The sequence below is a fragment of the Pseudomonas fluorescens genome (assembly GCF_902498195.1).
GTDB lineage: Bacteria > Pseudomonadota > Gammaproteobacteria > Pseudomonadales > Pseudomonadaceae > Aquipseudomonas > Aquipseudomonas fluorescens_BU.
The window spans coordinates 172692-185216 of sequence record NZ_CABVIY010000004.1 but is presented as its reverse complement, the minus strand read 5'-3'; the positions used below and the strand labels follow the sequence as shown (position 1 = coordinate 185216).

10 protein-coding genes and 3 tRNA genes are annotated in these 12525 nt (G+C 62.6%); all 13 read right to left on the bottom strand.

Features of this window, described 5'->3' with window-relative positions:
• Nucleotides 1-71: 71 nt before the first annotated feature.
• Nucleotides 72-148 (bottom strand) — tRNA-Asp (locus F8N66_RS15880).
• Between the two features lie 92 nt (nt 149-240).
• Nucleotides 241-317: transfer RNA gene (locus F8N66_RS15875), tRNA-Asp, on the bottom strand.
• A gap of 53 nt (nt 318-370) precedes the next feature.
• Nucleotides 371-446 (bottom strand) — tRNA-Val (locus tag F8N66_RS15870).
• A gap of 232 nt (nt 447-678) precedes the next feature.
• The gene (locus tag F8N66_RS15865; RefSeq protein WP_150771084.1) at nt 679-1452 is read right to left on the bottom strand and encodes an SDR family oxidoreductase; all 774 of its coding nucleotides are present in this window, start codon (nt 1450-1452) and stop codon (nt 679-681) included.
• Nucleotides 1449-2660, bottom strand: a complete 1212-nt coding sequence (locus tag F8N66_RS15860; RefSeq protein WP_150771083.1) for an O-succinylhomoserine sulfhydrylase — start codon at nt 2658-2660, stop codon at nt 1449-1451. The genes F8N66_RS15865 and F8N66_RS15860 overlap by 4 nt, the downstream gene beginning before the upstream one ends.
• A 73-nt stretch (nt 2661-2733) precedes the next feature.
• Entirely contained in the window at nt 2734-4239 is a 1506-nt protein-coding gene (gene purF, locus F8N66_RS15855; protein WP_020795479.1) for an amidophosphoribosyltransferase, read from the bottom strand.
• 41 nt (nt 4240-4280) lie between these two features.
• Nucleotides 4281-4841, bottom strand: coding sequence for a CvpA family protein (locus F8N66_RS15850; RefSeq protein ID WP_150771082.1), 561 nt, complete (start codon nt 4839-4841; stop codon nt 4281-4283).
• Between the two features lie 98 nt (nt 4842-4939).
• The gene (locus F8N66_RS15845) at nt 4940-5611 is read right to left on the bottom strand and encodes an SPOR domain-containing protein (protein WP_150771081.1); all 672 of its coding nucleotides are present in this window, start codon (nt 5609-5611) and stop codon (nt 4940-4942) included.
• A complete protein-coding gene (gene folC, locus F8N66_RS15840) occupies nt 5595-6902 on the bottom strand; it encodes a bifunctional tetrahydrofolate synthase/dihydrofolate synthase (RefSeq protein WP_150771080.1) in 1308 nt (435 codons plus the stop codon). Before folC ends, F8N66_RS15845 begins: the two co-directional genes overlap by 17 nt.
• Nucleotides 6899-7819: an acetyl-CoA carboxylase, carboxyltransferase subunit beta gene (accD, locus tag F8N66_RS15835; protein WP_150771079.1), complete on the bottom strand. Its 921-nt coding sequence runs from the start codon at nt 7817-7819 to the stop codon at nt 6899-6901. Before accD ends, folC begins: the two co-directional genes overlap by 4 nt.
• 191 nt (nt 7820-8010) lie before the next feature.
• Nucleotides 8011-8628, bottom strand: a complete 618-nt coding sequence (locus tag F8N66_RS15830; protein ID WP_150771078.1) for a phosphoribosylanthranilate isomerase — start codon at nt 8626-8628, stop codon at nt 8011-8013.
• Nucleotides 8629-8691: 63 nt separating this feature from the next.
• Nucleotides 8692-9516, bottom strand: coding sequence for a tRNA pseudouridine(38-40) synthase TruA (gene truA / locus F8N66_RS15825; RefSeq protein WP_150771593.1), 825 nt, complete (start codon nt 9514-9516; stop codon nt 8692-8694).
• A gap of 295 nt (nt 9517-9811) precedes the next feature.
• The gene (locus tag F8N66_RS15820; protein WP_150771077.1) at nt 9812-12520 is read right to left on the bottom strand and encodes a FimV/HubP family polar landmark protein; all 2709 of its coding nucleotides are present in this window, start codon (nt 12518-12520) and stop codon (nt 9812-9814) included.
• Nucleotides 12521-12525 lie beyond the last annotated feature (5 nt).

Below are 12525 nucleotides of genomic sequence, written 5' to 3'. Positions count from 1 at the left end.
TATCGACTCGAAATAAGCACTGATGGCTTTCTTCGTAGCGCCAAGGCGTTCAGTGGGCCTTGAGGCAGATATGGCGCAGCGGACGGGACTCGAACCCGCGACCCCCGGCGTGACAGGCCGGTATTCTAACCGACTGAACTACCGCTGCGTATCGCTTTGAGCTGACGCTCAAGTAACTCGTTTGATTGAAAGCTTCGGTGCTTTGCAATCGCGAACCGAACACATCCGATTCGTAAAATATGGCGCAGCGGACGGGACTCGAACCCGCGACCCCCGGCGTGACAGGCCGGTATTCTAACCGACTGAACTACCGCTGCGCGTCGGTGGAGGCATTTCAGCTTCCATCTTGCTTTCGCAAGACTCTCGGGAGTGGTGGGTGATGACGGGATCGAACCGCCGACATTCTGCTTGTAAGGCAGACGCTCTCCCAGCTGAGCTAATCACCCGTTTGCATCTCCGAGGCCGCGAAATTTACGCAGGTAGCGAACCTAAGTCAATAGCAGGATTGAAGTTTTTCTGAAAAAGACAAAATTCTTTCAACCGGTACGGAATCGACATCAGCCTGAACGCCTTCGCGAGCAAGCCCGCTCCCACATGGGAAACACAGCCCACTGTGGGAGCGGGCTTGCTCGCGAAGGCGCCGGCACATTCAACATCAATGTTTAAGGCCAAGCCCGATTACTCGCTGTAAATCATCTTCTTGGTCATCCCGCCATCCACCACGAACTCCTGGCCCGTGACGAAACCGGCATTCTTCGACAGCAGCCAGGCCACCATCGCCGCCACGTCCTCGACCGTCCCTACCCTGCCCGCCGGATGCTGGGCATGGTCGGCGTCGGTCAGTGGCTCGGCACGGCGCACGGAAGGGTCGCGCGCATCGATCCAGCCGGGGCTGACCGCATTGACGCGAATCTCCGGGCCCAGGCTGATGGCCAACGCGTGAGTCAGGGCCAACAAGCCGCCCTTGCTCGCCGCATAGGCCTCTGTATCCGGTTCCGACTGCCCGGCACGGGTCGAGGCCAGATTGACGATCGAACCGCTGTGGGCCCGCAGGTACGGCGCACAGTGCTTGGCCAACAACATCGGCCCACTGAGATTGACCGCCAGCACCCGATTCCAGTAATCCAGATCGAGACTTTCCAGCGTGATGTTGTGCGGATCGGCCACCGCCGCATTGCACACCAGTGCATCAAGGCGTCCGAACTGCCCCAGCACCTCGGCGACACCCAGCGCGACCTGCCCTTCGTTCGCGACGTCCATGGCGATGAACCAGGCATTTTCGCCCAGCACCTTCGCCACTTTCGAGCCGCGCACCCGGTCCAGATCCGTCAGCACCACTTGCCAGCCTTCGCTGATCAACCAGGCCGCGATGCCCAGCCCGATGCCCCGTGCAGCGCCGGTGACCAGCGCTACACGACCATTGGAACTACCCGGCGTGGACAATTCGATCACAACGCAGCCAGACCGCGCGCCAGGTCGGCTTGCAGGTCCGCCACGTCTTCCAGGCCGACCGCGATGCGGATCAGGCTGTCACGAATACCCGCGGCCTCACGCTCTTGCGGCGCCAGGCGGCCGTGGGAGGTGGTGCTCGGGTGGGTGATGGTGGTTTTGCTGTCGCCCAGGTTGGCGGTGATCGAAATCAGGCGGGTCGCATCGATAAAGCGCCAGGCGCCCTCTTTGCCGCCCTTGACCTCGAAACTCACCACGGCACCGAACCCCTTCTGCTGACGCTGGGCCAATTCGTGCTGTGGATGGCTCTTGAGGCCGGCGTAGTGGACCTTCTCGATGCCATCCTGCTGCTCCAGCCACTCGGCCAGTTGCTGGGCGTTGGCGCAATGCGCCTTCATCCGCAGGTTCAGGGTTTCCAGGCCCTTGAGGAAGATCCAGGCGTTGAACGGGCTCAGGGTCGGCCCGGCAGTGCGCAGGAAGCCGACCACTTCTTTCATTTGTTCGCTGCGACCGGCCACGACGCCGCCCATGCAACGACCCTGGCCGTCGATGAACTTGGTGGCCGAGTGCACGACAACGTCAGCGCCCATTTTCAGCGGTTGCTGCAAGGCCGGGGTGCAGAAGCAGTTATCGACCACCAGCATCGCGCCCTTGGCATGCGCGATGTTCGCCAGCTCGGCGATGTCCACCAGTTCTGCCAGCGGGTTGGAGGGCGATTCGACGAACAGCAGCTTGGTATTGGCCTTGATCGCCGCATCCCAGCCGGACAGGTCCGCCAGGGGCACGTAGTCGACTTCGACGCCGAAACGCTTGAAATACTTCTCGAACAGGCTGATGGTCGAACCGAATACGCTGCGCGACACCAGTACATGGTCGCCGGCGCTGCACAGGCTCATCACCACCGCCATGATCGCGGCCATGCCGGTGGCGGTGGCCACGGCTTGCTCGGCGCTTTCCAGGGCGGCAATGCGCTCTTCAAAGGCGCGCACGGTAGGGTTGGTGTAGCGCGAGTAGACGTTGCCCGGCACTTCCCCGGCAAAGCGCGCGGCCGCGTCGGCGGCGGTGCGGAACACATAGCTGGAAGTGAAGAACATCGGATCACCGTGTTCGCCTTCCGGCGTACGGTGCTGACCGGCGCGTACGGCCAGGGTATCGAACGCTACGCCTTCGAGGTCGCTGTCCAACCGACCGGCATCCCAATCCTGACTCATGCTGTCACTCCTTTCCCTATTCTCGAAAATTAAAAGCCAGATACAAAACCGGCCCCTCAGGGCCGGTAGTTACTCAGTTGTTGTACAGATCGATGATCGCGCTGACTGCCTGCGTCTTGACCTTGGAGGCATCGTTACGCGCCTGTTCGATCTTGTTCAGGTATGCCTCGTCGACATCGCCGGTGACGTACTGGCCGTCGAATACCGCGCAATCGAACTTGTCGATCTTGATCTTGCCGCCACCCACCGCTTCGATCAAGTCAGGCAGGTCCTGATAGATCAGCCAGTCGGCACCGATCAGGTCGGCCACGTCCTGGGTCGAACGGTTGTGGGCGATCAGCTCGTGGGCGCTCGGCATGTCGATGCCGTAGACGTTCGGGAAACGCACGGCCGGTGCGGCGGAGCAGAAGTAAACGTTCTTGGCGCCCGCTTCGCGTGCCATCTGGATGATCTGCTTGCAGGTGGTGCCGCGCACGATGGAGTCGTCCACCAGCATCACGTTCTTGCCGCGGAATTCCAGCTCGATCGCGTTGAGTTTCTGGCGTACGGATTTTTTCCGCGCAGCCTGGCCCGGCATGATGAAGGTCCGGCCGATGTAGCGGTTCTTCACGAAGCCTTCGCGGAATTTCACGCCCAGGTGGTTCGCCAGCTCCAGGGCCGCGGTGCGGCTGGTGTCCGGGATCGGGATGACCACGTCGATGTCGTGATCAGGGCGTTCGCGCAGGATCTTCTCGGCGAGCTTCTCACCCATGCGCAGGCGGGCCTTGTACACCGACACGCCGTCGATGATCGAGTCCGGACGCGCCAGGTAGACGTGTTCGAAGATGCACGGGGTCAGGGACGGGTTGGTCGCGCACTGACGGGTGTGCAGCTTGCCGTCTTCAGTGATGTAGACCGCTTCGCCCGGCGCCAGGTCGCGAATCAGGGTGAAGCCGAGCACGTCCAGGGACACGCTTTCGGAGGCGATCATGTACTCGACGCCTTCGTCGGTGTGACGCTGGCCGAACACGATCGGGCGGATGCCGTGCGGATCGCGGAAACCGACGATGCCGTAGCCGGTCACCATCGCCACCACGGCGTAGCCGCCGACGCAACGGTTGTGCACGTCAGTGACGGCAGCAAACACGTCTTCTTCGGTAGGCTGCAACTTGCCACGCTGGGCCAGTTCGTGCGCGAACACGTTGAGCAGCACTTCCGAGTCGGAGCTGGTGTTGACGTGGCGCAGGTCAGATTCGTAAATCTCCTTGGCCAGCTGTTCAACGTTGGTCAGGTTACCGTTGTGCGCCAGGGTGATGCCGTAAGGCGAGTTGACGTAAAACGGTTGAGCTTCGGCCGACGTCGAGCTGCCCGCGGTCGGGTAGCGCACATGGCCGATGCCCATGTGGCCGACCAGACGCTGCATGTGACGCTGATGGAACACGTCACGCACCAGGCCATTGTCCTTGCGCAGGAATAACCGGCCATCATGGCTGGTCACGATACCGGCAGCGTCCTGGCCGCGGTGCTGGAGGACGGTTAGCGCGTCATACAGCGCCTGATTGACGTTCGACTTACCGACGATACCGACGATGCCACACATGCGACGCAACCCCTACTTAATGGATCTGAACTGAACACAACTCACTGAGGCGTTTTGGCCATCGGCAAGAGGTGCTCCTTGAACGGCATATCAGCGGGTACGCTGATTCCGCTGGCAAGCCACTGACTGCTCCACCCGAGAATCAGGTTTTTGGACCAGTCGGCGACCAATAGAAATTTTGGCACGAGCTGGGACTGTTGCCACCACTCGTCGTGCTGTACCGGCCCCAGGCTCAACAGCCCGACCGCCACGACCACCAGCAACCCGCCACGCGTGGCGCCGAAGGCCATGCCGAGGAATCGATCGGTCCCGGACAGCCCGGTGACACGTACCAACTCGCCGATCAGATAATTGATCATTGCGCCTACCACCAGGGTGGCGACAAACATGATGGTGCAGCCCGCGATCACGCGAGCCGAAGGTGTTTCGATGTATCCGGCGAGGTACTCGGACAATGAGCCACCGAACATCCAGGCAACGACTCCTGCGATGATCCAGGTCACCAGCGACAGTGCTTCTTTGACGAAGCCGCGGCTCAGACTGATCAATGCGGAGATGGCGACGATAGCAACGATCGCCCAGTCAACCCAGGTAAATGGCACAGTGCAGCCTACAGACGGATAAGGCGGCGCATTTTAGCAGAGCCCATGCTTATCGGTAAGCTGCGATTGTCAGTGCATTTCAAATCGGGGCGATAGATTTAGCCGCGCTCCGGCTGAAAACGCACCACAAACCCCTTGAGGTTCTGCTGGCGGTTCAACAAGTCACGCAGGCGATCAGCCTCGGCGCGCTCGATCAACGGCCCGACAAACACCCGGTTCTTGCCGTCGGCCGAACGGATATAGGCGTTGTAACCCTGGCTGCGCAGGGTTTTCTGCAGTTTTTCCGCGCTTTCACGGCTGGACAGGCTCGCCAGCTGCACCGACCAGCTGACCGACAGGCCGTTGGCATCGACGCGGCTTTGCGTGGTGTCCGGCTTGCCCGGGGCTGCCGTGATGGGCTGGGCCGGGGCTGTCGCCGGTTTGGCGGCCAGCGCCGGGACCGGTGCGGGGGCAGGCGGCGGCGTAACCGGCTTGGCGGCGGGCGCCGGCGCCGATGCAACAGGCGCGCTCGGCGCGACCGGAGCCTGCTGGGCAATCTCGTCGTCGCTCGGCACCGGCTCCTGAGGCAAGGCTTGCGGCTCAGGCACCACCACCGGCTCGACCTGCACTTGCGGCATGGCCGGCGCTTGCGGCGCGGCCGGTGCCTCGACCGTCACCTGGCGCTGCTCATCCTGGCGGGAAAACAGCATCGGCAGGAAAATCACCGCCAGCGCCACCAGGACCAGTGCGCCAACCATGCGCTGTTTGTAGGCTTTATCCAGCAATGCCATTTGCCGCTTCCTCCGTGGAGTGCCGGGTCAGCCACTCAAGGGCCTCGGCGACACAATAAAATGATCCGAACAACAGAATTTCATCGTCGCTCGTCGCCAGCGCGCACTGCCCTTCCAGGGCGGCGGACACACTGTCATAAGACGTTACCGACGCACCGCGCTGTTGCAGCGCCGCGTGCAGTTCGGCAACCGGCCGTGCCCGCGGCGAATCCAGCGGCGCGACGGCCCAGTGCTCGACACTAGCACTCAACTCGTCAATCACACCATCCAGATCCTTGTCCGCCAGCAGTCCGAACACCGCCAGACGCTTGCCAACCGGCGCACGGCTGGCCAGGCGCCGGGCCAGGTACTCCGCCGCATGCGGGTTGTGCCCCACATCCAGCAACAGGTTCAGACGCTTGCCCTGCCAGTCGACCTGTCGGCGATCGAGACGACCGACCACACGCGTCGCCTGCAAGGCCTGGATGAGCTGCGCATCGACCCAAGGCAACCCGAGCAGCAGATAAGCCTGCAATGCCAGTGCTGCGTTTTCCATCGGCAGATCGAGTAATGGCAGGTCGCGCAACTCGACCACACGGCCCCGGGCGTCGACACCGCGCCATTGCCAGTGGTGATCGGTGATGCCGAGGTCGAAATCGCGTCCACGCAGGAAAAACGGGCAATTGAGCTCGCGCGCCTTGTCCAGCAGGGGTTGCGGAGGATTCAGGTCGCCACAGAGCGCAGCCGCGCCCTGGCGGAAGATGCCGGCCTTCTCGAAGGCCACGGACTCCCGGGTATCGCCCAGGTAATCCGCATGATCGACGCCAATGCTGGTGACCAGCGCCATGTCGGCGTCCACCACATTGACGGTATCAAGACGCCCGCCCAGACCCACTTCCAGCACCACGGCATCAAGCCCGGACTGTTGAAACAGCCAGAACGCCGCCAGGGTGCCCATTTCGAAATAGGTCAGGGATGTGTCGCCGCGCCCTGCCTCCACCGCAGCGAAGGCCTGGCACAGCTCGGCATCCGTGGCTTCGACGCCATTGACCTGCACCCGCTCGTTGTAACGCAGCAGGTGCGGGGAGCTGTAGACACCGACTTTCAGGCCCTGGGCGCGCAGCAACGAGGCCACGAACGCACAGGTGGAGCCCTTGCCGTTGGTGCCCGTGACCGTGATCACCCGAGGCGCCGGCTTGCCCAGTCCCATGCGGGACGCTACCTGTTGCGAGCGCTCAAGGCCCATGTCGATGGCCGAAGGGTGCAACTGCTCAAGGTAGGCGAGCCACTCGCCAAGGGTACGTTGGGTCATAGGTTGGCAGGCACCGGTGGAACGACGATCGGTTCGATTGGCGCGGCGACGAATTTCGGCGTCGGCAGGCCCATCATTTGCGCCAGCAGGTTGCCCAGGCGCGGACGCAGCTCCTGACGATGAATGATCATGTCGATGGCACCGTGCTCCAGCAGGAATTCGCTGCGCTGGAAGCCTTCCGGCAGTTTCTCGCGCACGGTCTGCTCGATGACGCGCGGACCGGCGAAACCGATCAGGGCCTTCGGCTCGCCGACGATCACGTCGCCCAGCATCGCCAGGCTGGCGGATACACCGCCGTAGACCGGGTCGGTCAGCACGGAGATGAACGGAATGCCTTCTTCACGCAGGCGCGCCAGGACCGCGGAGGTCTTGGCCATTTGCATCAGGGAAATCAACGCTTCCTGCATCCGCGCACCACCGGAGGCGGAGAAGCAGATCATCGGGCAGCGCTTTTCCAGCGCATAGTTGGCGGCGCGCACGAAGCGCTCGCCGACGATGGCCCCCATGGAACCGCCCATGAAGTTGAACTCGAACGCCGACACCACCACCGGCATGCCCAGCAGGGTACCGCTCATGGAGATCAGCGCGTCCTTTTCGCCGGTCTGCTTTTGCGCAGCGCTCAGGCGATCCTTGTACTTCTTGCCGTCACGGAATTTCAGACGGTCAACCGGCTCCAGGTCCGCGCCCAGTTCGGCACGGCCTTCGGCGTCGAGGAAAATGTCGATGCGGGCGCGTGCGCCGATACGCATGTGGTGATTGCACTTGGGGCAAACGTCCAGGGTCTTTTCCAGCTCCGGACGATACAACACAGCCTCGCAAGACGGGCACTTGTGCCAAAGACCTTCAGGCACCGAGCTCTTCTTGACCTCGGAACGCATGATCGAAGGGATCAGTTTGTCTACCAACCAGTTGCTCATGCTTTCTTTCTCCAGTACCGGCGGCCCGAACGCTCTGGTTCGCAGCCCCGCGTATGCCCTTGAGCTAAATTCATGTGTGCGGCGATGTTTGATGAGTGGCCGGGTCAGTGAAGCATGACCTGCGTACCGCCCATCAATCCTCAGCCGTTTTGTACAGTGCAGTGGACGGCGGCAGTGTGCCAGCCGTCACATCATCCGCGTGCCGCCTTGATGAACGCCTTGATCTTTGCGTGATCCTTGATGCCCTTGCTCGCCTCTACCCCGCCGCTGACATCCACCGCATAAGGCTGAACCCGCTTCACGGCCTCGGCGACGTTATCCGGGGTCAGGCCGCCCGCCAGGATGATCGGCTTGCTCAAGCCCTGCGGTATCAGTGACCAGTCGAACGCTTCGCCGGTTCCACCGGGAACACCTTCGACGTAGGCGTCCAGCAAAATACCGCTGGCGCCCGGATAGGCGGCACAGGCTGCGCCGATGTCATCACCGGCCTTGACCCGCAACGCCTTGATGTACGGACGATGCCAGCCTTCGCATTCCTCGGCGCTTTCGTCGCCATGGAACTGCAACAGGTCCAGCGGCACGGCGTCGAGGATTTCGCCCAACTCGCACCGACTGGCATTGACGAACAGCCCCACGGTGGTGACGAACGGCGGCAACGCCTGGATGATCGCGCGTGCCTGCTGGAACGTCACCGCCCGCGGGCTCTTGGCGTAGAAAACGAATCCGATGGCATCGGCCCCGGCTTCGACCGCCGCCAACGCATCCTCTATGCGGGTAATCCCGCAAATCTTGCTGCGAACGGCTGACATGTCGATAAAACCCCACGGCAAATCCGAGAAAGTCCCGGATGGTAACAAAAGCGTTCGAGGGCGTCAGCCGTCAAGTTCGGAGAAACCGGTGAGGAAGTGCGGCCCGATAAAACGCTCGGGCAATTGGAACTCGTCGCGGTACTCGACCTGCACCAGATACAGGCCAAACGGATGGGCGGTGACCCCGCCGGAACGACGGATACGGCTCTCCAGCACTTCCTTCATCCACTGCACCGGACGCTCGCCGGAACCGATGGTCATCAATACCCCGGCAATGTTACGCACCATGTGGTGCAAGAAGGCGCTGGCACGGATGTCCAGCACGATCATCTTGCCGTGGCGCGTCACGCGCAGGTGATGCAGCTCCTTGATCGGCGACTTGGCCTGGCACTGACCGGCGCGGAAGGCGCTGAAATCATGGGTGCCCACCAGGTATTGCGCCGCTTCGGCCATGCGCTCGACATCCAGCGGACGATGGTTCCAGGTGATTTCTTCGTTCAAGTGCGCCGGGCGGATCTGATCGTTGTAGATCACATAGCGGTAGCGACGGGCGATGGCCTTGAACCGGGCATGAAAATGCGCCGGCATGACCTTGGCCCAGCTGACACTGACGTCGTGGGGCAAGTTGATGTTGGCGCCCATGACCCAGGCTTTCATCGACCGCTCGACCCGGGTATCGAAATGCACCACTTGTCCGCAGGCATGCACGCCGGCATCGGTACGCCCGGCGCATAGCAGCGAAACCGGTGAATCGGCGACTTTGGACAAGGCGTTTTCGAGGGTTTCCTGCACGGTGAGCACGCCGGAGGCCTGGCGCTGCCAGCCGCGATAGCGCGAGCCCTTGTATTCAACGCCCAACGCGATCCGGAAAAATCCGTCGGCCGCCATTTCGGCGGCCGGGTTATCTATGTTTGCCAAGGGGTGACAGCCTGCTGATATTCGCTAAGGCGGGCATTATAAGGGTGTCGGACCGGGATGCCAGTGCAACAGACCGTACTGCGTCGAATGTGACGGCCTCTTCGCGAGCAAGCCCGCTCCCACATTGGATCTGTGTGCGCCGCCAATCACTTGTGGGAGCGGGCTTGCTCGCGAAGAGGACCTGACAAACACCACCCCAGCCACTGCCTGAACAAAAACGGCAGCCTTACCGGGCTGCCGTTTCGTCTACATCTGCTTCGATCACTCAAGCCAGGCGCGAAAGCATCTCCTTGGCTTCGCTCTTCTGGCCTTCGTCGCCTTCGGTCACCACCTCATTGAGGATGTCCCGGGCGCCGTCGCTGTCACCCATGTCGATGTAGGCCTGGGCCAGATCGAGCTTGGTGGCCACTTCGTCGGTGCCGGACAGGAAATCGAACTCCGGCTCGTCGTCCACGGTCGCCAGGGCGTCGTCAACGGTGAAGGTCGGTTCGCTGATGCTCTGGGACAGGCGATCCAGTTCGGCGTTGACGTCATCCAGCTCGGCGGCAAACGCATCCGGCGCCGCTGGCGCATCCATCTCATCGGCCAGGGACAGGTCGAAATCGGCCGGCAACTCCAGGTCGTCCAGCGCCACTTCCGGGGCCGCCGGTGCTTCTTCGGCAACGGGCAGGTCCTTGAGGTCGTCGTCCAGGCTCAGCAGGAAATCGTCTTCGGCCAGGGTCGCCGGCGAAGGCTCGCCACCGAGGTCCATGTCCAGGTCGAAATCCGAGAGATCGTCGAGGTTTTCCTTGATTTCAGTCTGCTGCTGCAGCACCGATTCAAAGCTCAGATCGTCGTCCAGCGGGAAATCTTCCAGCTCGTCCAGCGTCGCCGTTTCAGGTTCAGGCTCCACGGGCGGCGCCGGCGTAACGGCGACCGGCGTGATGGTGTCCAGATCATCCAGGCTCAGGTCGAACGCGCTGTCGAAATCGTCATCGACCAGGGTCGGTTCAGGTTCAGGTTCAGGCTCTGGCTCCGGCGCTTGCGGTTCGTCCAGCAGCAGGTCCTTCACATATTGCGCGTCCAGCTCGGCAGCGACGGCAGCGGCGGCGATACCACCGGCTGCGACCAGCGCCATCGCCGGAAAACGGCTTTTCAGTTTTTCGACCTGGGCAAAATTATCGCCGTTGGCCACCAACTGACGCTCCTGAGCCACGAATGCATCGCGGTCACCCTGCAGGCCGTAGACCTCCATCAATTTCAGGCGCACATCACTGCGCTGCGGCTCTTGCTTGACACCCTCTTCCAGCAGCGCGGCGGCCTGATTCAGGCGACCGGCGTCGATATGCGACCGGGCCTGGCCCAGGACGTCATCGGAACGTTCGGCGGCCGGCGACACCAGCGGTGCGGCGATCGGCGGCGTGACGATGACCGGCGCGATCACCGGGGCCGGTGCTGGAGCCGGGGCTGGAACGGGATCCGGCACGGTCGCGAGTTTCACGCTTGGCGGCGGCACTTCCAGGCCTTCGAAGCTGCTTTCCGGCAGGTCGAGATCGGCGGAAAACGGCTGATCCTCGGCCAGGGCGCGCGCCATGCGCAGGTGTTTCTCGGCTTCCTGCTGGGCTTTGCGGCGACGGGCCAGCAATAGCAACAACAGCAAGGCAACCACGGCCCCGCCACCGGCCAGGCCCAGCAGCCATGGATTGGTCAGCAACTCGTTGAATGTCTGGTCATCCGAGGCGACCGGTGCCGGCTCGACGACTGGCTCGGCCGGAACCGGGGCCACTTCAGGTGCCGCCGCGGCCGGAGCAGGCGTTGCAGGTGCAGGTGCAGGTGCAGGTGCAGGTTCGGCGGGTGCTGGCGCAGGGCTGGCCGCCAGTTCCGCGGTGATCGCCGGCGCGGCCGCGACAACAGCGTCGGCCGGCTTGCCCGCAGCACCTTCAGCCTGCAATTTGGCCAGCTGGTTATTCTTCAGCTCGATCAGCTTTTGCAGCTTGTCCATCTGACTTTGCAGATCGGTCATGCGGCTTCTGAGTTCCTCGTTGTCACGACGGGTCGTGTCGAGGCTTTCGCGGGTCACGGCGAGCTTGTTGCTCAACGCCTTGGCATCGCCAGCGGCACCTTTGCCGCGGGCCTTGCCGGACTCCGCCGACACCAGGCTCAGATTATCCTGGCCGGCCTGTGTCGAGACCGCTTCGCCACGGCCACGATTGGTCGCGTCGAGTTGCTGCTGCCCGGTTCCAGGCTTCGCCACATAGCGACGCCCCTGGCGCCAGGCGGTGTTCTGCGCCGCCACTTCGGCAATCGCCTTGGGTTGCGGCAGGCTGGTGCTTTGCGCCTGATCCGGCAGGCGCAGCACTTGCCCGGTTTTCAAGCGGTTGATGTTGCCGTCGATGAAGGCATCCGGGTTCATGGCCTGGATGGCCAGCATGGTTTGCTGGATCGACCCGCCATTACGCGCCTTCGCGGCGATTTCCCACAGGGTATCGCGCGGCGTGGTGGTGTACTGGGACGGTTTGGTCGCACCGGTAACGGGTGGCGTAACGCCCTGGGTCGGTGCTGGCTGCGCAGCCGCTTCAGCCGTCTGCGGGGAGAATTTGGACGGATCGAGCAGCACGCTGTAGTCGCGCAGCAGACGACCGTTGGGCCACATCACCTGAACCAGGAATTTCACCATCGGCTCGGAAAGCGGTTTGCTGGAGGTCACACGCAGGATGCTTTTACCGCTGGCGTTCAGCACCGGGGTAAAGGTCAGGTCATTGAGAAACGCCTGGCGGTCGACACCGGCCTTGGCGAACTCTTCAGGTGAAGCCAGGCTAGGCACCACTTCGGCAGCGGTGAGTTCCTTGACGTCGAGCAACTCGATTTCCGCCACCAACGGCTGGTTCAGCGTCGATTTCAGGGTCAATTCCCCGAGCCCGAGGGCATGCGCCATACCGGAGGACAGCGCCGAGGCGGCCGCTATTGCTAACACCAGTTTGCGAACTTGAACCATAGCTC